27 protein-coding genes and 1 tRNA gene are annotated in these 24,866 nt (G+C 70.7%); 24 read left to right on the forward strand and 4 right to left on the reverse strand.

Annotated elements, in window-relative coordinates; translation table 11 throughout:
* Positions 1-126: 126 nt before the first annotated feature.
* Positions 127-369: a hypothetical protein gene (locus AB0E77_RS25580; protein WP_361574381.1), complete on the reverse strand. Its 243-nt coding sequence runs from the start codon at positions 367-369 to the stop codon at positions 127-129.
* Positions 366-1,454 (reverse strand): DUF1152 domain-containing protein, encoded by a 1,089-nt coding sequence (locus AB0E77_RS25585; RefSeq protein ID WP_361574383.1) that lies wholly within the window; start codon positions 1,452-1,454, stop codon positions 366-368. Before AB0E77_RS25585 ends, AB0E77_RS25580 begins: the two co-directional genes overlap by 4 nt.
* 85 nt (positions 1,455-1,539) lie before the next feature.
* Between AB0E77_RS25585 and AB0E77_RS25590 the strand changes: the two genes are divergently transcribed.
* The 13 genes from AB0E77_RS25590 (at position 1,540) to AB0E77_RS25650 (ending at position 10,253) form a co-directional block, all read left to right on the forward strand.
* Positions 1,540-2,280 (forward strand): GntR family transcriptional regulator, encoded by a 741-nt coding sequence (locus AB0E77_RS25590; protein ID WP_019527047.1) that lies wholly within the window; start codon positions 1,540-1,542, stop codon positions 2,278-2,280.
* 280 nt (positions 2,281-2,560) lie between these two features.
* On the forward strand, positions 2,561-2,998 hold the full coding sequence (locus tag AB0E77_RS25595) for an ATP-binding protein (protein ID WP_054099018.1): 438 nt from the start codon (positions 2,561-2,563) through the stop codon (positions 2,996-2,998).
* 89 nt (positions 2,999-3,087) lie between these two features.
* Entirely contained in the window at positions 3,088-3,816 is a 729-nt protein-coding gene (locus AB0E77_RS25600; protein ID WP_361574385.1) for a GntR family transcriptional regulator, read from the forward strand.
* Between the two features lie 126 nt (positions 3,817-3,942).
* Positions 3,943-4,293 (forward strand): hypothetical protein, encoded by a 351-nt coding sequence (locus tag AB0E77_RS25605; protein WP_361574387.1) that lies wholly within the window; start codon positions 3,943-3,945, stop codon positions 4,291-4,293.
* A gap of 5 nt (positions 4,294-4,298) precedes the next feature.
* Positions 4,299-5,672 carry an FtsK/SpoIIIE domain-containing protein gene (locus AB0E77_RS25610; RefSeq protein ID WP_361574389.1) on the forward strand — a complete coding sequence of 458 codons (1,374 nt, stop codon included), beginning with the start codon at positions 4,299-4,301 and terminating at the stop codon, positions 5,670-5,672.
* 81 nt (positions 5,673-5,753) lie between these two features.
* Positions 5,754-6,383, forward strand: a complete 630-nt coding sequence (locus tag AB0E77_RS25615; protein WP_361574391.1) for a DUF2637 domain-containing protein — start codon at positions 5,754-5,756, stop codon at positions 6,381-6,383.
* An 18-nt stretch (positions 6,384-6,401) separates the two neighbouring features.
* Positions 6,402-6,593: a hypothetical protein gene (locus tag AB0E77_RS25620; RefSeq protein WP_121720106.1), complete on the forward strand. Its 192-nt coding sequence runs from the start codon at positions 6,402-6,404 to the stop codon at positions 6,591-6,593.
* Entirely contained in the window at positions 6,593-6,784 is a 192-nt protein-coding gene (locus AB0E77_RS25625; RefSeq protein WP_019527054.1) for a mobile element transfer protein, read from the forward strand. The genes AB0E77_RS25620 and AB0E77_RS25625 overlap by 1 nt, the downstream gene beginning before the upstream one ends.
* A gap of 10 nt (positions 6,785-6,794) precedes the next feature.
* Positions 6,795-6,989 (forward strand): hypothetical protein, encoded by a 195-nt coding sequence (locus tag AB0E77_RS25630; protein ID WP_361574393.1) that lies wholly within the window; start codon positions 6,795-6,797, stop codon positions 6,987-6,989.
* A gap of 14 nt (positions 6,990-7,003) precedes the next feature.
* A complete protein-coding gene (locus AB0E77_RS25635) occupies positions 7,004-7,261 on the forward strand; it encodes a SpdD protein (RefSeq protein WP_361574395.1) in 258 nt (85 codons plus the stop codon).
* Between the two features lie 132 nt (positions 7,262-7,393).
* Positions 7,394-8,716 carry a replication initiator gene (locus AB0E77_RS25640; protein ID WP_361574397.1) on the forward strand — a complete coding sequence of 441 codons (1,323 nt, stop codon included), beginning with the start codon at positions 7,394-7,396 and terminating at the stop codon, positions 8,714-8,716.
* The gene (locus AB0E77_RS25645) at positions 8,689-8,883 is read left to right on the forward strand and encodes a helix-turn-helix domain-containing protein (RefSeq protein ID WP_031039432.1); all 195 of its coding nucleotides are present in this window, start codon (positions 8,689-8,691) and stop codon (positions 8,881-8,883) included. Before AB0E77_RS25640 ends, AB0E77_RS25645 begins: the two co-directional genes overlap by 28 nt.
* A complete protein-coding gene (locus tag AB0E77_RS25650) occupies positions 8,880-10,253 on the forward strand; it encodes a site-specific integrase (RefSeq protein ID WP_361574399.1) in 1,374 nt (457 codons plus the stop codon). The genes AB0E77_RS25645 and AB0E77_RS25650 overlap by 4 nt, the downstream gene beginning before the upstream one ends.
* 176 nt (positions 10,254-10,429) lie before the next feature.
* Here the strand turns inward: AB0E77_RS25650 and AB0E77_RS25655 are convergent, their stop codons facing one another.
* Both AB0E77_RS25655 and AB0E77_RS25660 read right to left on the reverse strand, forming a co-directional pair.
* Positions 10,430-10,939: a hypothetical protein gene (locus tag AB0E77_RS25655; protein ID WP_361574401.1), complete on the reverse strand. Its 510-nt coding sequence runs from the start codon at positions 10,937-10,939 to the stop codon at positions 10,430-10,432.
* Positions 10,940-11,166: 227 nt separating this feature from the next.
* A tRNA-Arg gene (locus tag AB0E77_RS25660) sits at positions 11,167-11,238 on the reverse strand.
* A gap of 164 nt (positions 11,239-11,402) precedes the next feature.
* On the opposite strand from AB0E77_RS25660, the gene AB0E77_RS25665 reads away from it, so the two are divergent.
* From AB0E77_RS25665 to prmC, 11 genes are all read left to right on the forward strand, one after another.
* On the forward strand, positions 11,403-11,900 hold the full coding sequence (locus tag AB0E77_RS25665) for a response regulator (protein WP_361574402.1): 498 nt from the start codon (positions 11,403-11,405) through the stop codon (positions 11,898-11,900).
* Positions 11,901-12,081: 181 nt separating this feature from the next.
* Positions 12,082-13,179 (forward strand): ArgS-related anticodon-binding protein NrtL, encoded by a 1,098-nt coding sequence (nrtL, locus tag AB0E77_RS25670; RefSeq protein ID WP_361574404.1) that lies wholly within the window; start codon positions 12,082-12,084, stop codon positions 13,177-13,179.
* Between the two features lie 18 nt (positions 13,180-13,197).
* Positions 13,198-14,589 (forward strand): diaminopimelate decarboxylase, encoded by a 1,392-nt coding sequence (gene lysA / locus AB0E77_RS25675; protein WP_361574406.1) that lies wholly within the window; start codon positions 13,198-13,200, stop codon positions 14,587-14,589.
* Between the two features lie 160 nt (positions 14,590-14,749).
* Positions 14,750-16,042: a homoserine dehydrogenase gene (locus AB0E77_RS25680; RefSeq protein WP_361574408.1), complete on the forward strand. Its 1,293-nt coding sequence runs from the start codon at positions 14,750-14,752 to the stop codon at positions 16,040-16,042.
* Between the two features lie 6 nt (positions 16,043-16,048).
* Positions 16,049-17,107 carry a threonine synthase gene (gene thrC / locus AB0E77_RS25685; RefSeq protein WP_159328455.1) on the forward strand — a complete coding sequence of 353 codons (1,059 nt, stop codon included), beginning with the start codon at positions 16,049-16,051 and terminating at the stop codon, positions 17,105-17,107.
* Between the two features lie 381 nt (positions 17,108-17,488).
* A complete protein-coding gene (gene thrB, locus AB0E77_RS25690) occupies positions 17,489-18,418 on the forward strand; it encodes a homoserine kinase (protein WP_361574410.1) in 930 nt (309 codons plus the stop codon).
* A 409-nt stretch (positions 18,419-18,827) separates the two neighbouring features.
* Positions 18,828-20,867, forward strand: coding sequence for a transcription termination factor Rho (rho, locus tag AB0E77_RS25695; protein WP_361574412.1), 2,040 nt, complete (start codon positions 18,828-18,830; stop codon positions 20,865-20,867).
* A gap of 365 nt (positions 20,868-21,232) precedes the next feature.
* Complete coding sequence (locus AB0E77_RS25700; protein ID WP_361574414.1) at positions 21,233-22,378, forward strand: LCP family protein; 1,146 nt, start codon at positions 21,233-21,235, stop codon at positions 22,376-22,378.
* A 160-nt stretch (positions 22,379-22,538) separates the two neighbouring features.
* Positions 22,539-22,763: a 50S ribosomal protein L31 gene (rpmE, locus tag AB0E77_RS25705; protein ID WP_019326867.1), complete on the forward strand. Its 225-nt coding sequence runs from the start codon at positions 22,539-22,541 to the stop codon at positions 22,761-22,763.
* 106 nt (positions 22,764-22,869) lie between these two features.
* On the forward strand, positions 22,870-23,946 hold the full coding sequence (gene prfA / locus AB0E77_RS25710; protein WP_361574416.1) for a peptide chain release factor 1: 1,077 nt from the start codon (positions 22,870-22,872) through the stop codon (positions 23,944-23,946).
* A 50-nt stretch (positions 23,947-23,996) separates the two neighbouring features.
* Positions 23,997-24,842: a peptide chain release factor N(5)-glutamine methyltransferase gene (prmC, locus tag AB0E77_RS25715; protein ID WP_361574418.1), complete on the forward strand. Its 846-nt coding sequence runs from the start codon at positions 23,997-23,999 to the stop codon at positions 24,840-24,842.
* The last annotated feature ends 24 nt before the right edge of the window (positions 24,843-24,866 follow it).

The following is a 24,866-nucleotide window of genomic DNA, read 5'->3' on the forward strand; positions in this document are numbered from 1 at the left end:
TCGGCCATGAGAAACCGCCCAGCGCCTTACCGCACCATTAGGAGGCAGGCCGCGCCGCAGAGGCGGCGCGCGCCCGCGCCGTGCGCGGGCCTTGAACCCGTAGAGAAGGTTGTAACTCAGTTAGACTCAGGTGCTGGTTGACCTGTCTGGTCCTCTGCGGGCTGTGATCCTGCGTGCTTGTTCTGCTGCGCGCTGAAGTGCCTGGGCCACCTGGTCGGCATCGTCGGCGTTCAGCAGGATCTCTTGCGTCCAAAGGATCGAGAGCCTGACGGTGCCGTCGTGCAGGTGTACGGCTACGTCGACTTCTGTGTCGTGGCTGGCTGCGTCCCGGATGTCATCCAGTCCTGGGTCGCTGGCGAACGCGCTCATGCTCCGATGTTCCACAGTGGGGCGTCGTACTGGCTCGGTCGGCTGTGGATGAGAAGTCGGCGTAGCTCGTCGCGCTGGGAGCCGCTGAGGTTCAAGGCCTCGGTGATGTGGCGGAACGTCGTGTGGGTGACTCCGCGGGCTCGGGCCTCACTCTGGAACTGGTCGAGTCGGGATAGTACGTCGTCGGAGTCCAGCTTCGTCGGTGGCCGCTCAGTCAGCCATGCTGCCTTGTTGCGTTCGTAGTCGATCTCCGAGAAGCCGCAGATCTCGCGGCTGTGTGCCTCGGCCTCGCTCAGGGTGGCGGTCGTCATGATGGCGCGGGCCAGGCTGTTGCGGCTGACCGCGTCGTCCAGGTCGACTTCGTGGACCGTGGGTCCTTCGTCGGTGAGGGGTACGGGAAGGCCGGCGTCGCGCACCTCGCAGATGCCGCGGGCTCCTCGGGCTGTTGCGGCGAGCATGGCGGTGGCCTCCGAGGGGTGCCATTCCAGGATGCTGCCGATCGTCTCCACGTCCTCGGCCGTGAAGGTGTGGACGGGAGTGCCGAACAGAGGGTGCAGGTCGTCGGGGGAGATCTCGCCGTCCAGACCGGGGCCTGCGACCAGGAGCCGGATCGGGGCGTTGACCTGGCAGCAGGCGGCGAGGGTGAGGGCGTCGGCGAGTGGGCTCTTGAGGGTGGGTTCGTCGCCCTGGGCGAGGATGTCGCCGCCGACGTCGAGCAGATCGATCGAGGCCGGCGCCAGGTGGGACATCAACTCTTCGAGCTGGCGGGTGATGCCCTCGGCGCCGTGGTGCGGGTCGAGCAGAGCCAGGGTGTGCGGGAGCTCTGTCGCGAGTCGGGGGAGTGTGGAGCCTGCCGGGGCGATCGGCTGGGCCTCGGCCGGCACCGACCAGACGGACTGAGTGACGGGTTCGAGTCCCGTGAAGCTGTCGGTTCCTCGTGGTCCCGGGAGCGGGTCGATCAGGAGGCGGTCCCACGCGTACGTGAGGATCACCGCCCGGTCCTCGTCGCCGTAGAGGGCGGCGTGAAGCATGGCGGCGGCGACTGCGTCGCCCCCTCCTCCTGCTGCGACGATCAACCGCGTCATGCGCTCAGAGTACGGGTTCACGGGTTGGCCACTCACCCTATAGTGGCCAAAGGCCATAGCCACTTGGACGAGGAAGGGAGGGGAGATGCCGCAGATCGAAGAGGCCCAGCCGAAGTATCTCCAGATCGCCCACTACATCCGTGACCAGATCCTCCGGGGTGACCTGCGGCCGGGGGACGAGGTTCCCTCGGAACGGCAGCTCGCCGCGGACTGGAAGGTGTCCCGGCCCACGGCCGCGCGGTCGTTGGAGGCGCTGAGTCATCAGGGCCTGGTCGAGAAGCGTCAGGGCTCGGGGACGTACGTGCGCAGCCTCGAAGTGAACCGGCGCGCACGCGAGTTGTACGGACGCGCACGGCAGACCGGGAAGATCTACACGCCCGGAGAGTACGCGGTGATCACCTCGACCGGGTGGCTGGAGGCTCCGGACTACGTCGTCGAGGCGCTGGGGCTGGTGAAGGATCGCCGAGCCGTGCACCGCCGGCGGGTGACGAACAACCAGGACGGCCCGATCAACCTGTCCACTTCGTGGTTCGCTGCGGATGTCGGCCAGCGGGCACCCAAGCTCTTGGATCCCGAGCGGATCCAGGAAGGTACGCTCATGTACGTCGAGCGGATGACGGGGCGTCAAGGCAGTTACGCGGAAGACCGGATGTGCGCTCGTGCTGCCACGGACGAGGAGGCGGACGACCTGCGGTTGGAGCCGGGGTCCGCGGTCCTCATCGTCCATCACGTCGTCTTTGACCTCCAGGACCGTCCCCTGGAGTTCGCCGAAGCCACCTACCCGCCGCACCGCTGGGCGTTCGAGCAGGGCTACCCGCTCACCTGACGACGACTCGCCAGTTCCGGCGAACCGCTTGCACCTCTCAAGTGGCTAATGCCACTATCCAGAAAGTGGCTAAGGCCACTTGAGGAGAAGGGGGCACGACGCGACGAGTCGGCGGCCGGTACAGGGCGCGCGGTTAGCTTGCCGGGGGTGTCGGGGGCGTGGATGGAAGCGCGTCGGCTCCCGAACGGCGCTGGCGCTCTCCACGGCCAACGACCGCGACCGTGCCACGTCGAAGCGGCGCTGCCTCGACTGCGACGGCAGCGGCAAGGAGTGAGCACGCATGGCCTACACGATCGACCGCCACCCCTGTGAGGACTCGCCGCGGCTCGGAGCGATGACCTTGCATCCGGAGCCTGAGTCCGTGTCTCGTGCGCGGCGCTGGTTCCGGAAGTTCATCGCCCCGTACAACCCGGCCTGCTCGATCGACGACTGCACGCTGATGATCTCGGAACTGGTGACCAACGCCATCTGCTACGGGAAGTCGGATGACCCGTGGTTGGTGCGGGTCGAGTGGTACCGCGAGGGAACCTCGCTCCGCGTCGACGTGCACAACCCGGGCTTCCCGGCGAACGTGCGGCTGAGGCATCCGGAGGCGAACGACGCTCACGGACGGGGGCTGCTCCTGGTCGACTCCATCGCGGATTCCTGGCGCTCCGGGCCCAGCCACCTTGGCGGAACGGTCGTCTCTTTCGTGGTCGCTGATGCCTGGCCGGCGTGATGGGATAGCTCACCTCTCCTACTGCCGGTGTGAAAGTGTCGCTAGGCTGGTTGACCAGTTGACTTGGCCAATCCCGACAGGCGGCGTTCATGGTGTATGAAGTGGAGCCACCGAAGTACGTGCGCCTCGCACAGACGCTTCAGCAGCGCATCGAGGACGGCACGTACGCACCCGGCACCCGCGTCCCCAGTGAGAACCAGCTGGTGCAGGCATTCGGGATGTCCCGCCCGACCGTCGTCCGGGCGCTGGAGCTGCTGAAGCGGGACGGCTGGCTCGAGTCCCGGCAGGGGTACGGCACGATTGTCCGCGGTCGACCGGAAGTCGTCGAACAGAAGGACCGGCGGGGGCGTGAGGCGCTAGAGCGCGACGAATCGCAGGGTGCGGGGCGGCTGATCGAAGTCGGACGCGTACCTGTCCCGGCTCGGGTCGCCTCGGCGCTCGGTTTGCCGAAGAAGGCCGAAGTCCTCATGCGTCGCTTCTTGGTCGAAGAAGACGGTGAAGCTGTCGAGCTGGTCTCGTCATACTTCCCCGCCGGCCTGGTCGAGGGCACTGAGCTGGGGGCCGACGAACCTCTGAGCGGGAGCGTCCGCGAGCACCTCGAAGCACGGAAGAAGGTCCGCTTCGACCACGTGGTCGAGCGCGTGTCGGCCCGGCTGCCCGAAGCGGGTGAAGCAGAACTGCTGGATCTGCCAGCCGGTATGCCCGTGCTGAGTGTCCTGGTCGTCGCCTGTGACGCCTCCGGCCGGTCCTTGCAGGTCGCTGACGTACTCCTGCCTGCCGACCGGCAGGAACTCGAAGACACCTACCGCCTGAGCTGAGCCCCGTCCGGAGGCGAAACCCCGCGATAGCAGCTTGACAAGTCAACCTGGCATCCTTAGCTTCGAACTTGCTAAGTCAACTTGTCAGGTCGATGAGTTGATCAACTCTCAGAAGGAGCAATCCCTGTGCGTGTGATCCGCGTTGACGCCTCGGCCGCCACGATCCTGCTCACCGAAGCTCCGGTGCCGAAGGTGCGCGACCGGCAGACCGGTGAGATCGCCAAGGATGCGATGACCGGTGAGGCGCTGATGACCGTGGGCGTCGTCTACATCGACGAGGGCGAGTCGTCACTGATCCAGGTCACCGTCCCGGAGAGCGGCGTGACCGAGGGCCTGACGGTCGGTGCTCCGGTCTCGCTTCCGGGTCTGGTGGCGCGGCCGTGGCAGAGCGTCTTCAACGGCCGGGAGCGGCACGGCATCGCCTACCGGGCGACCGCCGTCGCTCCGGGTGCTTTCTCGATGGCTCAGGCGGGCTGACCGCCGTGACGGATCTGGTGACGTGGGCCGAGCTGGGCGGTTCGCTCGCTGCGATAGGCGGCGCCGCCTACGCCCGGCACGCCCACCCGGCGGCGTACTGGTCCATGGTCGGGTTGCCGCTCTCGGTGGTCCGGCTGCTGGCCTCGTACTCCTCGACCATGGACGCCTGCGGCCTGACCGTCGAGCCGTCCCGGTGGCGGGCGCTGGCTGTCCGGGCGGCCACCCGCCGTGAGGTCCGGCCGGTGCCTCCTCGCCGGGGTGTCATCCGTCCCACCACGACCGGCCTGCGCATGCGGCTGCGGCTGGCTCCGGGGCAGGAGCCGGCGGACGTGGCGGCCTCCGCCGAACGCCTCCGGCACGCCTGGGGCGTCCACGCCGTCCATGTGCGGGACGTCAAGCCGGGCGTCGTCGAGCTGCGGCTCGTCGGCTTCGACGTGCTGCGGAAGGTGCGGATGCCCCGGCGGCTGGACGGCGGACCGCTTCGGATCCCGGTGGCGTTACGAGAGGACGCGACCGCGTTCGTACGGGACTACCGGGCCGTGCCGCATGAACTGGTGCTCGGCGCCACGCTCTCGGGTAAGTCCATGTACCTGCGGAACCTGCTGACCGGACTTGCTGTTCAGCCGGTGGCCTTGGTCGGGATTGACTGCAAGCGGGGGGTCGAGCTGGCGCCCTTCGCACCTCGGCTCTCCGCCCTGGCGACCGACCCGGACCAGGCGGCCGAGCTGCTTCCCGCGCTTGTAAAGGAAATGGAGGACCGATACGACCTGATCAAGGCCCGGCAGGGCATCGCGCCCGGCACTCCGGAAGAACTGATCACCTCGGACGTCTGGGGACTGCCGGAGGGCGAACGCCCGGCCCCGATCGTGCTGTTCATCGACGAGGTGGCCGAACTCTTCCTCGTCGCCACGCGGAAGGAGGAGGAGCGGCGGGACGAGATGGTCACCCAGCTCATCCGGCTCGCCCAGCTCGGCCGGGCCGCCGGCATCTATCTCGAAGTCTGCGGCCAGCGCTTCGGCGCCGAGCTGGGCAAGGGCGCGACCATGCTCCGCGCTCAGCTCACCGGCCGCGTCTGCCACCGTGTGAACGACGAAGCCTCGGCGAAGATGGCGCTCGGCGACATTGCCCCTGAGGCCGTCTTCGCGGCCTGCGCCATCGCCGCCGAGCTGCCCGGCCTGGCCGTCGTCGGCGACACCTCCGGCGGCTGGTCCCGCATCCGCACCCCCTACCTCTCCCTCGCCGACGCCGCGGCCACCTGCCGCGCCACGGCGGACCTCGCCCCCGACTTACCGGCGCTCCACCCCTTCCGGCCGTACGTCCCGCCGATGCCGGTGGAGGCGTCCGGGCCCGTAGCCACGGCCCGCCCAGTCACCGAGTAAGCGCACCCACCCACGGCCGGCACGGCCGTCCCGTGCCACGTCCCTACCCCCTCCATGCCTGGAACCGGAAGGAGCTGCGCCGTGCGTGCCCTGTCCGTCCGCATCGACGCCGTACTCGTCCAAGCGCTGATCGCCGCCGCGCTGTCCTTCGCCCACCTGCACGACCTGGCGCTGGCCGCCGGACAGGACGGCTGGAAGGCCTGGGCCTACCCGGTCTCCGTCGACCTGCTGTTGGTCGCAGCCTGGCGGCGGCTGCGCTCCGGTGAGGCGAAAACGGCCGGGTGGTGCTGGTTCCTTGTCGCCCTGACCGCCTCGCTCGGCGCCAACGTCGCCACGGCCGGACTCCTCGACCTCGACGACGTGCCGGACTGGCTGCGCATCCTCGTCGCCGGATGGCCCGCGATCGCCTTTCTGGGCGGAACGCTGCTCGCCCACGGAGCAACCGCGGACGCCTCGACGGGGGGACGCGAGTCGGCCCCGGAACCCATCGCGCCCGAAGCGCCTGCGTCTGCACCTGAGTTGCCCGCTGCGGAGTCGGAACCGGCTCCGCCCTCCACGCCCCCGGTCCCGCCGGCGCTCGTCACGCTTGCGCGCAAGCTCGCCGACGAACACCGCGCCCGGACCGGAACGCCCATCGACACCTCGACCCTTCGCGCCCGGCTCGGCGTCCCGCTGCCGCTGGCCGAAGTCCTCTCCGCCCACCTGACCTGACCCGGAGGACTTTCCCCCGTGCGCCCGTCCACGCTCCGCGCGCTGAAGCGCGCCGCCGAGCTGACCCGACAGAACCGCCTCACCGAAGCCGTGCTCATCGCCGAGCCCGTGATCCTCGCCGCCGACGAGTACGAGGGCGACGAGATCCTGCGCTGGCTGGCCGAGCACGTCACCGACTTCACCGGCCAAGACCTCAAGGAGACCCCCTGATGACCGCCAACCGCCGCTTCCGCCGCGTCGTCCGCATCGGCCCCGTGCAGGTCGCCACCTACTACGACGGCCGCGGCCGCGAGAAGCACACCGCAGCCTGCACGGCTCCACGCTGCGGCTTCGCCACGGACTACGACAGCCGCGCCGCCGCCGAGCTGGCCGCCCGTACCCACCGCTGCGCCATCCGCTGAGGGAGCTCCCGTGACCGTTTCGCTGCCGCTCGTCTTCGTCCTGGGCGTCATCGCCTGGGCCGCGATCAAGTTCCTCGGCGTCCGGCTCTGGGTCGCCGTCGTGATCGCGCTCTTCGGCTTCTGGCTCTCGCACACCTTCCTCGCCTCCGCCATCGAGTCCGGCACCCGCTCCGGGGTCGACGTCGTCAACGGCACCCACGAGTGACAAGGAGATCCGTCGTGTTCCGTCCCAAGCTGCCCGACGTCCCGACCCTGCCGACGCCGACCGTCACGCATCAGCAGACGCAAGCTCCGGTTGCCTCGGCCGGTCGTCCGGTCGCCCCGTACGTGGGCATCGGTGCCGGCGCGGTCGCCGCCGTGGTCGTCGTCGGGATCGTGCTCACCGCGCTCCTGGCGGCGGTCGCCGTCTCGGCCGTTTCCGTGGCCATCGCCGCCGTGGTCCTGCGCTCGCTCGTCAACGGCGCACACAAGCGCTGACCGGCCGCCGGGGCGGCAACAAGCCGCCAAGCATCCCGCCGCCCCGGGGCCGTCCCTTCCGAACCATCACGACAGCCGAAAGGAACTCCCATCATCACCCGGCAGACTCCGCCTCCGCTGGCGGAACTCTCCATGCTGGCCTCCCTCGGCACCCTGCCCGAGCTGGGCCGCCAACTGTCCGGCCTGGGTGGCTGCACCCGCCCGGTACGCCTCGACGGCCACCGCACCGAGTACGCGGTGGACCGGACGACCGGGGAGATCGGCCGCGTCCTGCACCACCTGGACTCGTCGGCCCTGCCCGCCGGTCAGCTGCTCGTCCGCTGCAACAACCGACGCGCCACCCGGTGCGCGGCCTGCGCCGAGACCTACCGCCGCGACACCTACCACCTGATCACCGCCGGACTCCACGGCGGCAAGGGCACCCCCGAACAGGTCGCCACCCACCCGCGCGTTTTCGCCACCTTCACCGCCCCCGGCTTCGGCCCGGTCCACAACCGCCCCACTGGCGGGCGCCCCTGCCGCTGCGGCATCCGCCACGACGACCAGGACCCGGCCCTGGGCACACCCCTCGACCCGGACACGTACGACTACGAAGCGGCCGTGCTTTGGAACGCGCACGCCGGTGCCCTCTGGCAACGCTTCTCGATCTACCTCCGCCGGGAGGTCGCCAAGCGAGCCGGCCTCACCCAGCGGGCCTTCCGCAACCATGCCCGGGTCTCCTTCGCCAAGGTGGCCGAATACCAGAAGCGTGGCGCCGTCCACTTCCACGCGGTCATCCGCCTCGACGGCCCGGAAGGCGGTGAGACCGCGCCCCCGGCCTGGGCGACGGCCGAGCTGCTGACCGACGCCATCCGTGCTGCCGCCACTGCCGTCCGCGTCGACGGCCCGGAGGTCAACGGCCGATTGCACACCTTCGTCTTCGGCCGACAGCTCGACGTCCGTACGATCCGGTCCACCGACTTCGACGACGGCCAGGACCTGACCGAGCGGGCCGTAGCGGCGTACGTCGCCAAGTACGCCACCAAAGGCGCCGAGACGGCGACGGGCACCCTCGACCGGCCGATCCGCTTCCTCGCCGAGCTGGCACAAGCGAGGATCACCGACCACGCCCGGCGCATGATCCGCACTGCCTGGACCCTGGGCGCACGCACCGAGCTGGCAGACCTCCGCCTGCGGGCCTGGGCCCACATGCTCGGCTTCCGCGGCCACTTCTCCACCAAGTCCCGCCGCTACTCCACCACCCTCTGCGCCCTCCGCGACGCCCGCGCCGAATGGCGCCGTGCCCAAGCCGCTCCGGCCGTCGACACCGGCCAGGAAACGACTCTCGTCCTCGCGCACTGGGTCTTCGCCGGAACGGGCCTTTCCGGCGCTGAAAGCTGGCTCGCCGCCACCCTCGAACCCGCTCCCGGAACGGAAGGAGAACCGACATGGACCGCCGACGCGACGAACTCATGACCGTTCCGCAGATCCTTGCCGAGCTGGGTGGGGTGTCCCGGCGCACCTTCTACCGCTGGCGCGAGCTGGGCCAGGGCCCCGCTGCGTTCAAGTTGCCCAATGGGGAGCTTCGGGTGTGGCGGAGTGACTTCACCACGTGGCTGCGGCAGTTGGAGGCGGCGGCGTGAAGTCTCTCGACGTGAAGGTCTGGAGCGTCCGTAAGCGGGACACCAAGACGCCCTCGTACGGGGTCCGCTGGTCTGTTGTGGGCAACGTCTTCTCGGAGTCCTTCCGGACCAAGGCGCTTGCCGACCACTACCGCACGAAGCTCATGCGTGCGATGCGCGAGGGCGAGGAGTTCGACACGGAGTCGGGCCTTCCGGCCTCGATGGAAGAGAAGAAGTCGGCCGTGTCGTGGTACGCCTTCGCTCTCAGGTACCTCGCCATGAAGTGGCCCCATGCCGCCCCCAACACGCGGGACGGCATCAACGAAGCCCTCACCAGCGTGACGCTGGAACTTCTCGACGAGCGCCCCGGACGGCCGTCCGACGAGGTGATCCGCAGAGCACTGCGCAACTGGGCCTTCGTGCTGCCGGGACCCGATGACCGGGAAGTTCGGGACGACGTGCGGAACGTTCTCCACTGGGTGTCCAAGGCGTCTCGGCTGCTCGCCGACCTCGCTGAACCGGCCACGGCCCGCGCGGTCCTCGACTCGCTGAAGCTCAAGCTCGACGGCACGGCGGCAGCGGCGGAGACCGTGCGGCGCAAGCGTCGGACGCTCGTCAACGCCGCGAATTACGCCGTCGACCTGGGGGAGCTGCGGGAGAACCCCATCACGGCTGTCCGTTGGCAGAAGCCGAAGGTGTCCAACCAGGTCGATCCGCGGGTCGTCGCCAACCCGGAGCAGGGGCGGAACCTGCTGGCGGCGGTTTCCTACGTGGGCGGGTACCGGCGTGCCCGTGGTCGTCGCCTCGTGGGTCTGTTCGCTGCCATGTACTTCGGCGGTCTCCGGCCGGCGGAGGCGGTCGGCCTCGTCGAGACGGACCTGAGCCTTCCCGGGCAGGGCTGGGGCTCGGCGCTGCTCCACCGGACTCGTCCGTCCGTCGGCAAGCAGTGGACCGACTCGGGGGAGACCCATGACGACCGCGGGCTGAAGAACCGGCCGACCGAGGATGTGAGGCGGGTGCCCATCCCGCCGCACCTCGTTGCCGTGCTCCGTGAGCACCTGGCCACCTTCGGCACGGCGGACGACGGGCGGCTGTTCTTCAGTGAGAAGGGCTCGGTCGTTCCGTCCTCGACCTACTACCGCGTGTGGCAGGAGGCCCGGCTCCTCGCGCTTCCGCCGGCCGTCGCGGCCTCGCCGCTCGCGAGTCGGCCGTACGACCTCCGGCACTCGGCGCTGTCGACGTGGCTCAACGCCGGTGTCGACCCGACCGAGGTGGCCGAGCGCGCCGGCAACAGTGTCGAGGTCCTGCTGACCCGCTACGCGAAGTGCCTCGACGGACGGCAGGACGTCGCCAACCGACGGATCGAGGACCTGTTGCGCGAGTACGAGTGAGACATCCTGCACCGATACGGAGGCCCCGGGTACTGTGCCCGGGGCTTCTTTTATGGGCCCAATGCCTAGTGATGACCGCGAAGGCTGCTGTCGCGTCAGCGAGTGTCCGGATCGAATCGGCGCACCTCAGATGGCTCCGCTGAACAGGACTTCTTGCGTGTCCGCTGCCTGTTGCCCTACTCCAGGGCCAGTCGAGCTTCCTCCTCCAGCTCTGCCAGAGCATGAGTCATGAAGTCATCGAGGTTGCTGTTCGCCCTGGCCCAATCGGCGCTCGGTTTGGGCAGCCGCTTACGGTCCAAGCGGGCTTCCAAGCACTCTCGGATGTCGCGCATGGCGACATGGGTCACCGCAAGCATGGCGTCGTCCCCGTGTGTATCACGGGCCATGGCTGCACTGGTAATCAAGTCAACGGAAGCCGTGAGACGCCTTCGCACCCGTCGGTCACGGAAGGCAAACACCGACGTCATGCAGTCCTCAGTGAACTCTTCCTGCTCAAACCAGCCGGTAAGACGGCGTCCCTCAACACGCATGCGCCGCAGAAGTCCAAGGAGTGTGACAGCGGCCTTCCGCTCCTCAGCGGCTTCACGACCCCAGCGGGTGTCTCGAATGACGAAGTAGTTCCCGAGCAGGGCGATGACTGCACCAAGGGGCCCGCCGATCAGGCCGCCTATGATCGCTTCCGACATGAGGCACAGTCTGCCAGGCGGACAGTGCTGGCCAGAGAGCTTCTTGTGGGTGTGAGTCCCTAGTCTTTCCTAGACCTCACCTGCGGCGATGCTTCAAGATCCCGTCCACGCCTCGTCCACAGGCCCCGACATACGGCCGCTCCGGGCGGCACACGCCTGCACATACGCGAAGACCCCGCTCTCAGCGTTTCCGCTGGTGACGGGGTCTCTGGGCACCTCATGCAGGGTGCCCCCGGCAGGATTCGAACCTGCGCACACGGCTCCGGAGGCCGTTGCTCTATCCCCTGAGCTACGGGGGCGTGTCGGCCGGGGAGCTGTTGCTCGCGGCGACGGGTAGAACACTACCAGCTCGCCCGGGGTGGTCATGAACGGGTTTTCCCCGCGGGCGTCCCTGGTCTGCGGAGGGTGGAAGCGGAGGGGTGGCGTCAGCACGCGGGGGCGGGGTCGCCCGCGCGGGGTGGAAGTGGGGAAAACCCGGACGCGGTGGCCGGGACGGACCTACTCTCGAGTTGTGCCTAGGGCGTCTGGCCGAGTTCTTGTTGTCGACGACAACAAGGTCATCCGGCAGCTGATCAGGGTCAATCTCGAGCTGGAGGGCTTCGAGGTCGTGACCGCGGCCGATGGTGTCGAATGTCTGGAAGTGATCCATCAGGTGCGGCCCGACGCCGTCACGCTGGACGTGGTCATGCCCCGGCTGGACGGGCTCCGGACTGCTGCGCGGCTGCGTGCGGATCCCCGGACCCGGGATCTTCCCCTCGCCATCGTCAGTGCCAGCTCCCAGTACGAGGTGGGGGGTGCGGGCGATACCGGTGTGGGGGTCAGTGTGGACGCCTTTCTTGCCAAGCCCTTCGAGCCCGCCCAGCTCGTCGCCCTCGTGCGGCAGCTCGTTGACGGGCGGGGCGAGAGGGGCGGGGCCGGCGGGGAGAGTGAGGCCTCCGCTCAGGCCGAGTCCGCCGGGTAACCCGGTCCGTCGCCGCCCGGGTTCGATGGTCGAGCGCGGCGGTCGAGTGCGTAGCCCAGTCAGGCGGTCGAGTGTCCAGCCCCTCCCGGCGAGCCCCGGCCGCAGCCGCCCCCGTCCCACATCCCGGGATTGCCGTAAACCGGTTCGCTCACCCACCCCCCTCCTCCCATACGCTTGACCCGTGACTCCCGTAGAGCTCTCCCGCACCGTGCTGCACGCGGTGCGTCGCGCCGTCGACGCGGGGGAGCTCCGGGTGGACGTGCCCGAGCGGGTCAAGGTCGCTCCGCCGGGGCCCGGGGGGTGTGGCGACTACGCCACCAGCATCGCCCTCCAGCTCGCCCGGCCGGCCGGGCAGACCCCGCGCCGTGTCGCCGAGGTGCTCCAGCCCTATCTCGCCGACGCCGAGGGCATCACCGACGTCGTCCTGACCGGGCCCGGGTTCCTCAACATCAGTCTCTACGGCACCGCCCCCGCCCTCCTCGTCGAGGAGATCCTGCGGCGCGGCACCCGCTACGGGTACGCCGACGGGCCGGACGGACCCGACGGGCAGGCCGTGCAGCTGCACTGCCCCCACGACCTGCGTGCCGTCGTCGTCGCCCAGGCCGCCGCCCGCATCCTTCGTTCCCAGGGTGTCCTGGTGCGCACGAGCTGCGCGGCCCCCCTCGACCCCGAGTGGGCCGCCGTCCTCGGTGCCCGTGTCGATGCCGAGGGGCCCGCGCCCGCGGAGGTCGCCGTGAGGGTGCGGCCCGTTCCCGTCGCGCCCGGCGATCCCGACCCGCTCCGCCTCGGGCGTGACGCCGGCCGCTGGGCCCTGCTCCACCCCGCACCCCACGACCGGCCCCGCACCGGCGGCGAACACCTCGTCCAGCGCGAGAGCAACCCCCTCTTCCGCGTCCGGTACGCCCACGCCCGCACCCGTGCGCTCGGCCGCAACGCCGCCGACCTGGGGTTCGGCGCGGACCCGGCCGGCCTCACGGCCACCGAGACCGGCAGCGAGACCGGTGCCGAGGCCACCGCCCCCCAGGGCGTGCTCGCCGCCCTCGCCGATCACCCCCGCGTCCTCGCCGCCGCCGCGCGGCACCGCGCCCCCGACCGGCTCGCCCGGCATCTCGTCACCGTCGCCGACGCCGCGCTGCCCTTCCTGCCGACCGTGCTCCCGCGCGGGGCGGAGAAACCCTCGGCCGCCCACCGCGCCCGGCTCGCGCTCGCCGAAGCCGTCGGGACGGTGCTGGCCGGCGGCCTGACCCTGCTCGGTATCGACGCACCCGACCATCTCTGAGAGAGCCCTGAAGACGCCATGAGCCGTTCCGCCCACCCCGCCGGGCCCCGTCACGCCGACGTCCTCCCCGAGGGGCACTACTCCGCACCGCCGGCCGACCTCAACGCCCTCGACGCCAAGGTGTGGGCCCAGACCGTCGCCCGCGACGCGGACGGCGCCGTCACCGTCGGCGGGATCCCCGTCACGCGGCTCGCCGAGGAGTACGGCACCCCCGCCTACATCCTCGACGAGGCCGACTTCCGGTCCCGGGCACGGGCCTGGCGCACCGCCTTCGGCACCGACGCCGACGTCTTCTACGCGGGCAAGGCCTTCCTGTCCCGGGCCGTCGTGCGGTGGCTGGACGAGGAGGGGCTGAACCTCGACGTGTGCTCCGGCGGCGAGCTCGCCACCGCCCTCTCCGCCGGGATGCCCGCCGAGCGCATCGCCTTCCACGGCAACAACAAGAGCGAGCCGGAGATCCGGCGGGCCGTCGAGGCCGGTGTCGGGCGGATCGTGCTCGACTCCTTCCAGGAGATCGTCCGCGTCGCCCACATCGCGCAGGAACTCGGCAGGCGCCAGCGCGTGCAGATCCGTATCACCGTCGGCGTCGAGGCCCACACGCACGAGTTCATCGCCACGGCGCACGAGGACCAGAAGTTCGGGATCCCGCTGGCCGGCGGGCAGGCCGCCGAGGCCGTGCGGCGGGCGCTCCAGCTCGACGGGCTCGAGGTCATCGGGATCCACTCCCACATCGGGTCGCAGATCTTCGACATGTCGGGGTTCGAGGTCGCCGCGCACCGGGTGGTCGGGCTCCTCAAGGACATCCGCGACGAGCACGGCGTCGAGCTGCCCGAGATCGACCTCGGCGGCGGGCTCGGGATCGCGTACACCAGCGACGACGACCCCCGCGAGCCGCACGAGATCGCCAAGGCGCTGACCGAGATCGTGACGCGCGAGTGCGAGGCCGCCAGGCTCGCCACCCCGCGCATCTCCGTCGAGCCCGGGCGGGCCATCGTCGGGCCCACCGCCTTCACGCTCTACGAGGTGGGCACCATCAAGCCGCTGGAGGCGCTGCGCACGTACGTCTCCGTCGACGGCGGGATGTCGGACAACATCCGCACCGCGCTGTACGACGCCGAGTACAGCGTCGCCCTCGTCTCCCGCACCTCCGACGCGGAGCCCATGCTCGTCCGCGTCGTCGGCAAGCACTGCGAGAGCGGCGACATCGTGGTCAAGGACGCCTTCCTGCCGGGCGACCTGGCACCCGGTGACCTCATCGCCGTACCCGCCACCGGGGCGTACTGCCGGTCCATGGCCAGCAACTACAACCACGCCCTGCGGCCGCCGGTCGTCGCCGTGCGGGACGGCGAGGCACGCGTCATCGTCCGGCGCGAGACGGAGGAGGACCTGCTCCGGCTCGACGTCGGGTGAGCGCGGGGCGGGGACACGGCAGTGGCCGACGGGAAGATCTTTCGCTCGTCGGCCTCGCGAAAATGAAATAAATGTCTCACGATCCGGACGAAACGCAGAAAATCCCGTCCGGTGCGTGAGACTGGTCCAACCCTAGAAGGTATGAAGGAAACGAGGTCGGATGATGCGTACGCGTCCGCTGAAGGTGGCGCTGCTGGGCTGTGGAGTGGTCGGCTCAGAGGTGGCGCGCATCATGACGACGCACGCCGACGACCTCGCCGCCCGCATCGGGGCCCCGGTGGAGCTCGCCGGCGTCGCCGTCCGCCGGCCCGACAAGGTGCGTGAGGGCATCGACCCCGCCCTGGTCACCACCGACGCCACCGCCCTCGTCAAACGCGGGGACATCGACGTGGTCGTGGAGGTCATCGGCGGCATCGAGCCCGCCCGGACCCTCATCACCACCGCCTTCGAGCACGGCGCCTCCGTCGTCTCCGCCAACAAGGCCCTCCTCGCCCAGGACGGCGCCGCCCTGCACGCCGCTGCGGAGGCGGGCGGCAAGGACCTCTACTACGAGGCCGCCGTCGCGGGCGCCATCCCGCTGATCCGCCCGCTGCGCGAGTCCCTCGCCGGCGACAAGGTCAACCGGGTGCTCGGCATCGTCAACGGCACGACCAACTTCATCCTCGACGCCATGGACACCACCGGCGCCGGGTACCAGGAGGCCCTCGACGAGGCCACCGCCCTCGGGTACGCCGAGGCGGACCCGACCGCCGACGTCGAGGGCTTCGACGCCGCCGCCAAGGCCGCCATCCTCGCCGGGATCGCCTTCCACACGCGTGTGCGCCTCGACGACGTCCACCGCGAGGGCATGACCGAGGTCACGGCCGCCGACTTCGCCTCCGCCAAGGAGATGGGCTGCACCATCAAGCTGCTCGCCATCTGCGAGCGGGCCGCGGACGGGGCGTCGGTCACCGCGCGGGTGCACCCCGCGATGATCCCGCTCAGCCACCCCCTGGCCAGCGTGCGCGGGGCGTACAACGCCGTCTTCGTGGAGTCCGAGGCCGCCGGGCAGCTCATGTTCTACGGCCCCGGCGCCGGCGGTGCCCCGACCGCGTCCGCCGTGCTCGGCGACCTCGTCGCCGTCTGCCGCAACAGGATCGGCGGCGCCACCGGCCCCGGCGAGTCCGCCTATGCCGCACTGCCCGTCTCGCCGATGGGCGACGTCGTCACGCGCTACCACATCAGCCTCGACGTCGCCGACAAGCCGGGCGTCCTCGCCCAGGTGGCGACCGTGTTCGCCGAGCACGGTGTCTCCATCGACACCGTCCGGCAGTCGGGCAAGGACGGCGAGGCCTCCCTCGTCGTCGTCACCCACCGAGCGTCCGACGCCGCCCTCGGCGGTACCGTCGAGGCGCTGCGCAAGCTCGACACCGTGCGGGGTGTCGCCAGCATCATGCGGGTTGAAGGAGAGTAACCAGCAATGACCCACCAGTGGCGCGGAATCATCGAGGAGTACCGGGACAGGCTGCCGGTCTCCGACAGCACGCCCGTCGTGACGCTCCGTGAGGGCGGCACGCCGCTCGTGCCCGCGCAGGTGCTCTCCGAGCGCACGGGCTGCGAGGTCCACCTCAAGGTGGAGGGTGCGAACCCGACCGGGTCCTTCAAGGACCGCGGCATGACCATGGCCATCAGCAAGGCCAAGGAGGAGGGCGCGCAGGCCGTCATCTGCGCGTCCACGGGCAACACGTCCGCCTCCGCCGCCGCGTACGGCGTGCGCGCCGGGATGGTCTCCGCCGTCCTCGTGCCGCAGGGCAAGATCGCGCTCGGCAAGATGGGCCAGGCCCTCGTGCACGGCGCGAAGATCCTCCAGGTCGACGGCAACTTCGACGACTGCCTCACGCTCGCCCGCGCGCTGAGCGACAACTACCCCGTGGCGCTGGTCAACTCGGTCAACCCGGTGCGTATCGAGGGCCAGAAGACGGCCGCCTTCGAGATCGTGGACATGCTCGGCGACGCGCCCGACATCCACGTCCTGCCGGTCGGCAACGCGGGCAACATCACCGCGTACTGGAAGGGCTACAAGGAGTACGCCGCCGACGGGGTCAGCACGCGCAAGCCCCGCATGTGGGGCTTCCAGGCGTCCGGCAGCGCCCCGATCGTGCGCGGCGAGGTCGTCAAGGACCCCTCGACCATCGCCACCGCCATCCGGATCGGCAACCCCGCCTCGTGGGACTTCGCGCTCGCCGCGCGGGACGAGTCGGGCGGCGCCATCGACGAGGTGACGGACCGTGAGATCCTGCGCGCCTACCGGCTGTTGGCCTCCCAGGAGGGCGTCTTCGTCGAGCCCGCGTCCGCCGCGTCGGTGGCCGGTCTGCTGAAGGCCGCCGAGCAGGGCAAGGTCGACCCGGGCCAGCGCATCGTGTGCACCGTCACCGGCAACGGGCTCAAGGACCCCGACTGGGCCGTGGCCGGCGCCCCCCAGCCGGTCACCGTCCCGGTCGACGCCGCCACCGCGGCCGAGCGGCTCGGCCTCGTCTGAGCACACCGCCCGGACGCCGGGTAGAGGGTGGGGCGGCCCCGCCGCCCCACCGACGCGGAAACGCGCCCCTTCCACCGGCGCGAACGGGCGTAAGCGACGCCCAGCCGGGAAAGTCCTCTACGGGGGGTGCACAGGGGGCTTACGACACGCATCGTGCGCCTCCTGTGCGCCCTGTGTCGCCACAGAACCTTCCTTCGATAGGCTGTACCGAACCCGCCCGCCGCATATGCCGAGGTACCGCGCTGTCTCCGCGGTCGGCAAGCGGCAGCGGTGAGGTCGCCCGTCCGGCAGGAAGCGGCGGCACCGGGGGACCCCGTACGTCACCGAATGCCGATCGCACGTCATTCGACCACCACGCAGCTCAAGGAGAGTCATCGAGAGATGGCCGGTCCAGCGTTCCGCGCCGCCGCCGTCCGGGTGCGCGTCCCCGCCACCAGCGCCAACCTCGGCCCGGGCTTCGACGCCCTCGGCCTCGCGCTGGGCTTGTACGACGACGTGGTCGTCCGGGTGGCCGACTCCGGGCTGCACATCGACATCGCGGGTGAGGGCAGCGAGACGCTGCCGCGCGACGAGAAGCACCTCCTCGTCCGCTCCCTGCGCACCGCCTTCGACCTCCTCGGCGGACAGCCGCGCGGCCTGGAGATCGTCTGCGCCAACCGCATCCCGCACGGCCGCGGCCTCGGCTCCTCCTCCGCCGCCATCTGCGCCGGCATCGTCGCCGCGCGCGCGGTGACCATAGGCGGCGAGGCCCGCCTCGACGACGCCGCGCTGCTCGACCTCGCCACCGAGATCGAGGGTCACCCCGACAATGTGGCGGCCTGTCTGCTGGGCGGCTTCACCCTGTCCTGGATGGAGGCCGGCGCCGCGCGGGCGATCAGGATGGAGCCGTCCGATTCCATCGTTCCGGTGGTTTTCGTGCCCGGAAAGCCGGTACTGACGGAGACCGCGCGCGGTCTGCTGCCGCGCACCGTGCCGCACGTCGACGCCGCCGCCAACGCGGGCCGCGCCGCCCTGCTCGTCGAGGCCCTCACCCGGCGCCCCGAGCTGCTGCTGCCGGCCACCGAGGACCGCCTCCACCAGGAGTACCGGGCGCCGGCCATGCCGGAGAGCGCCGCACTGGTGGAGCGACTGCGCGGCGACGGCATCCCGGCCGTCATCTCCGGAGCCGGTCCCACGGTCATGGCGCTGGCCGACGCCGGCACGGCCGACAAGGTCGAGGCGCTGGCGGGCACGGACTGGGCGGCCAACCGGCTGAGCCTGGACCAGCAGGGCGCCAGCGTCCTGCCACTGGCGGCCTCCGGCGACATGTAGGCGGACGGTTGCCGGATTTCGAGAGGGGGAATGTTTGTTGGATCCGGTAGTGTTAATCTCAAGTCTGCACCCGACCCCACCATGGCGAGGTGCCTCGTGTCCCCGTCCGGGACAGACATTCTTCCGGGAGCTCCCCAAGCCGCCTTGTGTGCTCGACGTCGTACGTCATCAGTACGGCCGACACGGACACTGAGCGGCCCGCCGGGCACGCCTCGGAACCGGTGCGACCACACCGCGTGACACAGACACTGGGTGCCACGGCCAGGGGGAGCGCCATCACCAGATATCTCTTCCGCCGCTTAGGCGGACCACCGCCCCGGCACGGTTCACACAGCAAGGACCGAAGCCGGACAGCACAACCGGTCGCCGAGCCAGACAGGCCGACGTCCGCTCCAGGGAAGGACCCTTCGTGAGCGACACCACCGATCTGATGGGCGCACGTGTCGAGGAGACCGCTGCCGCGCCCGCCACGGACGCTTCCGCGCCTGCCACCGGTGCCGGCTCCCGGCGGCGCCGCGGTACCGGCCTCGAGGGCATGGTGCTGGCCGAGCTGCAGCAGGTCGCGTCCGGCCTCGGCATCAGGGGCACCGCGCGGATGCGCAAGAGCCAGCTGATCGAGGTCATCAAGGAAGCGCAGGCCGCGGGGGGAGCCCCCGCCAAGGCCGCGCCCGCCGCGGACGCCGCCGGCGAGACCAAGCCGAAGCGCCGCGCCACCTCCCGGACCCGTACGGGTGACGAGAGCGCCACCGCCGAGAAGGCCCCGAAGGCCGCCAAGGCCGAGAAGAAGGCCGCCGACCAGGCCGTGGCACAGCAGCAGATCGAGATCCCCGGCCAGCCGTCCCCGAAGGCCACGGCCGGCGCCGACCAGTCGGGCGCCCCCGCCGACGAGGCGCCCACCGAGCGCCGTCGCCGTCGTGCCACCGCCGACGCCGGCAGCCCGGCCGGCGGCGCCGACACGGCCGTCGCCGAGGTCAAGACCGACTCGAGGAACGACTCCGGCGCGCAGCAGTCGCAGCAGAACCAGGGCGACGGACGCGGCGACGCCGACGGCGGCGAGGGCCGCCGTCGCGACCGCGGGCGTGACCGCGACCGCGGGCGTGACCGCGACCGCGACCGCCGCGGCAAGGGCGACGACCAGCAGCAGGGCGGCGGTCAGCGCCAGCAGCAGGGCGGCGGGCGCCAGGACCGTCAGCAGCAGGAGGACGACGACTTCGAGGGCGGCCGTCGCGGCCGTCGCGGCCGCTACCGGGACCGCCGGGGCCGCCGCGGGCGCGACGAGATCGCCTCCGAGCCGCAGATCAACGAGGACGACGTCCTGATCCCCGTCGCGGGCATCCTCGACATCCTCGACAACTACGCGTTCATCCGGACCTCCGGCTACCTGCCCGGCCCGAACGACGTGTACGTCTCCCTAGCCCAGGTCCGCAAGAACGGCCTGCGCAAGGGCGACCACCTCACCGGTGCGGTGCGGCAGCCGAAGGAGGGCGAGCGGCGCGAGAAGTTCAACGCGCTGGTCCGCCTGGACTCCGTCAACGGCATGGCGCCCGAACACGGCCGCGGACGGCCGGAGTTCAACAAGCTGACGCCGCTGTACCCGCAGGACCGCCTCCGTCTGGAGACGGACCCCGGCGTCCTCACCACCCGCATCATCGACCTCGTCTCGCCCATCGGTAAGGGCCAGCGCGGTCTGATCGTGGCCCCGCCGAAGACCGGCAAGACCATGATCATGCAGGCGGTCGCCAACGCGATCACCCACAACAACCCCGAGTGCCACCTGATGGTCGTCCTCGTCGACGAGCGTCCGGAAGAGGTCACCGACATGCAGCGGTCGGTGAAGGGCGAGGTCATCTCCTCGACCTTCGACCGCCCGGCCGAGGACCACACCACGGTCGCCGAGCTCGCCATCGAGCGCGCCAAGCGCCTGGTGGAGCTGGGACACGACGTCGTCGTGCTGCTCGACTCGATCACGCGTCTGGGCCGTGCGTACAACCTCGCCGCCCCGGCCTCCGGCCGCATCCTGTCCGGTGGTGTCGACTCGACCGCCCTGTACCCGCCGAAGCGCTTCTTCGGTGCGGCCCGCAACATCGAGGACGGCGGCTCGCTGACCATCCTCGCCACCGCCCTGGTGGACACCGGGTCCCGCATGGACGAGGTGATCTTCGAGGAGTTCAAGGGCACCGGCAACATGGAGCTCAAGCTCGACCGCAAGCTCGCCGACAAGCGCATCTTCCCGGCGGTGGACGTGGACGCGTCCGGCACCCGCAAGGAAGAGATCCTGCTCGGCAGCGACGAGCTGGCCATCGTCTGGAAGCTGCGCAGGGTGCTGCACGCGCTCGACTCGCAGCAGGCGATCGAACTGCTCCTCGACAAGATGAAGCAGACCAAGTCGAACGCCGAGTTCCTGCTCCAGATCCAGAAGACGACCCCGACGCCGGGCAACGGCGACTGACGTCTTCGCAGCACCACCGAGCCGCCCCCGTCACACCCGTGACGGGGGCGGTTTCGTGCGTCGCCGGGGCGGCGACGGTTCCGCATCGCGATCTTCGCCACAGCCGCACGGGTCGGCAGCCGCCTCGGCGGTCCCCGCGCCGTCGGCCGAAACCGCAGGTGACCGCCGGATTCGCGACCGGCCCGGCGACGCTCCGTGCCCGGCGCGTCACGCGTGCGGCACAGGACGCTGTGCAACCCTGTCCCGAGTTCCGCCGTCCTCCGTACGGAGGGACGATGGTGAGGTACCGGTGGAAAGCCACCGGAGCCGCACCGAACCGACCCTGAGCGCAGGGGGTAGCCGACCGGACGAGAACCGAGGAGCACATGTCCGCCGAGAGCACGCCGGATCCCGCCATACCCGGCCCCGGAGAGTCCCGCGCCGACGGGCCCCGCCGCCGGAGCAAGGGGCGCCGCCGCAAGCCCCGCGACAGACGTCGCAAGGCGCTCCTCGCCATGGCCTGGACCGCCGCGGGCATCGTGGTCCTGGGCGGCACCGGCGCGGGCGTCCTGTACTTCAAGCTCAACGGCAACCTCACGAGCGTCGACATCGACCAGGCCCTCGGCGCCGACCGGCCCGAGAAGGCCGACAACGGCTCCGAGAACATCCTCGTCCTCGGCTCGGACACCCGCTCCGGCGGCAACAAGCAGCTCGGTGGCGGCACCGACGACGGCACCGCCCGCTCCGACACGGCGATGGTCGTGCACGTCCACAAGGGCCACAAGAAGGCCAGCGTGGTCTCCATCCCCCGCGACACCCTCATCGACCGGCCCGCGTGCACCGACGCCGACGGCGGCGAGCACCCCGCCGAGACCGACGTGATGTTCAACTCCGCCTACTCCACCGGCGGCGCCGCCTGCGCCGTGAAGACCGTCGAATCGGTCAGCGGGCTGCGCATGGACCACTACCTCGAGGTCGACTTCAGCGGCTTCCAGCAACTCGTCGACGACCTCGGCGGCGTCGAGGTCACCACCACCGAGGACATCAAGGACCCCGACAGCCACCTCGACCTGGAGGCCGGCACCCACCGGCTCGACGGCGAGCAGTCCCTCGGCCTGGTCCGCACCCGGCACGGCGTCGGAGACGGCTCCGACCTGGGCCGCATCCAGCTCCAGCAGGCCTTCGTCAAGGCGCTGCTCCACCAGGTCCAGCACATCGGCCTGCTCGGCAACCCCAAGAAGCTCTACGACATCGCCGACACCGCCACCAAGACCGTCACCACCGACTCCGACCTGGGCTCGGTGAACTCCCTGATGTCCTTCGCGAGCAGCCTCAAGGGCATCGGCCCCGGCGGCATGCAGATGGTCACCATGCCGGTGATCTACGACCCCGCCGACGCCAACCGCGTCCTCGTCGAGCAGGCCAAGAGCCGGCAGGTGTGGGACGCCCTGAGGAACGACCGGCCGATCCCGGCGGGCGCCACCGAGGACACCGCCTCCGGCCAGGCCAAGGACGTCGTCTCGGCGTCCTGAGCCCCGCCCCCGACAGGGCGCGCCGGCCCCGGGAATAGATCGCTCCGGCCCCCGGTTTTGGGAGATGCGGCCGGTCCTGGCAGACTGGTACGTCGGCCCCGGTTCACGCTCCCGCATCCCGCGGCGGCGACCCGGAGCCCTCCCGAACCTAGGAGACACCTTGAAGCGCGACATCCACCCCGAGTACGTCGAGACGCAGGTCAGCTGCACCTGTGGCGCGTCGTTCACCACCCGCAGCACGATCGAGAGCGGCACCATCCGTGCCGAGGTCTGCTCCGAGTGCCACCCGTTCTACACGGGCAAGCAGAAGATCCTCGACACCGGTGGCCGCGTGGCCCGCTTCGAGGCCCGCTTCGGCAAGGCTGCCGCCGGCTCCAAGAAGTAGCGAGCCCCAATCGCCGGTCCACGGCCGCGACCCCAGCCGGGGGAGCGCCGGGACCGGCGTTTTTGGTCGCCCGCCTTCCCCTTCACCGCAGTAGCAGGAGCCCAAGATGTTCGAGGCCGTCGAGGAACTCGTCGCCGAGCACGCCGACCTGGAGAAGAAGCTCGCCGACCCGTCGGTCCACTCCGACCAGGCCAACGCGCGCAAGCTGAACAAGCGGTACGCCGAGCTGACCCCGATCGTCGCCACGTTCCGCTCCTGGAAGCAGACCGGCGACGACATCGAGACCGCACGCGAACTCGCCGCCGACGACCCCGACTTCGCCGCCGAGGTCAAGGAGCTGGACAAGCAGCGCGAGGAGCTCACCGAGAAGCTGCGCCTCCTGCTCGTCCCGCGCGACCCCAGCGACGACAAGGACGTCATCCTCGAGATCAAGGCCGGCGCCGGGGGCGACGAGTCGGCGCTGTTCGCCGGCGACCTGCTGCGCATGTACCTGCGCTACGCCGAGCGGGTCGGCTGGAAGACCGAGATCATCGACGCCACCGAGTCCGAGCTGGGCGGCTACAAGGACGTCCAGGTCGCCGTGAAGACCAAGGGCGGCCAGGGCGCCACCGAGCCCGGCCAGGGCGTGTGGGCCCGCCTCAAGTACGAGGGCGGCGTGCACCGCGTGCAGCGCGTGCCGGCCACCGAGTCCCAGGGCCGGATCCACACCTCCGCGGCCGGCGTGCTCGTCACGCCCGAGGCCGAGGAGATCGACGTCGAGATCAACCCCAACGACCTGCGCATCGACGTCTACCGGTCCTCGGGTCCCGGCGGCCAGTCCGTCAACACCACCGACTCCGCCGTGCGCATCACGCACATCCCCACCGGAGTCGTCGCCTCCTGCCAGAACGAGAAGAGCCAGCTGCAGAACAAGGAGCAGGCGATGCGTATCCTGCGCTCCAGGCTGCTCGCGGCGGCTCAGGAGGAGGCGGAGAAGGAGGCCGCGGACGCCCGCCGCAGCCAGGTCCGCACCGTCGACCGCTCCGAGAAGATCCGTACGTACAACTTCCCGGAGAACCGCATCTCGGACCACCGCGTCGGCTTCAAGGCGTACAACCTGGACCAGGTCCTGGACGGCGACCTCGACTCGGTGATCCAGGCCTGCGTCGACGCGGACTCGGCGGCCAAGCTCGCCGCCGCGTAAGCACCGCCGCACACCCGCACCGGACCACAGCTCAGCCCCGGAGGACCAGCGTGAACCTGCTGCTCATGGAGGTGGCCCAGGCCACCCAGCGGCTGGCCGACGCCGGCGTGCCCTCGCCGCGCACCGACGCGGAGGAGCTCGCCGCGTACCTGCACGGCGTCAAGCGGGGCGAGCTGCACACCGTGCCGGACGCGGACTTCGACGCCCGGTACTGGGAGGTCGTCGCCCGCCGCGAGGCGCGTGAGCCGCTCCAGCACATCACCGGCCGCGCCTACTTCCGCTACCTGGAGCTCCAGGTCGGCCCCGGCGTCTTCGTGCCCCGCCCCGAGACCGAGTCGGTCGTCGGCTGGGCCATAGACGCCGTGCGCGCCATGGACGTCGTCGAGCCGTGCATCGTCGACCTGTGCACCGGCTCGGGCGCCATCGCGCTCGCGCTCGCCCAGGAGGTGCCCCGCTCCCGCGTGTACGCCGTGGAGCTGTCCGAGGACGCCCTGGTGTGGACGCGCAAGAACATGGAGGGGTCCAGGGTCGAGCTGCGCCAGGGCGACGCCCTGACCGCCTTCCCGGACCTCGACGGCCAGGTCGACCTGGTGGTCTCCAACCCGCCGTACATCCCGCTCACCGAGTGGGAGTACGTCGCCCCCGAGGCCCGCGACCACGATCCGCAGATGGCCCTGTTCTCCGGCGAGGACGGACTCGACCTGATCCGGGGCCTGGAACGCACCGCGCACCGCCTGCTGCGGCCCGGCGGGGTCGTCGTCGTCGAGCACGCCGACACCCAGGGCGGCCAGGTGCCGTGGATCTTCGCCGAGGAACGGGGCTGGGCGGACGCGGCCGACCACCCCGACCTCAACAAGCGCCCCCGCTTCGCGACCGCCCGCAAGGCGCTGCCGTGAGCACCGAACCGACGTCGACCCCGC

Source organism: Streptomyces sp. NPDC032940 (assembly GCF_040636935.1).
Lineage (GTDB): Bacteria > Actinomycetota > Actinomycetes > Streptomycetales > Streptomycetaceae > Streptomyces.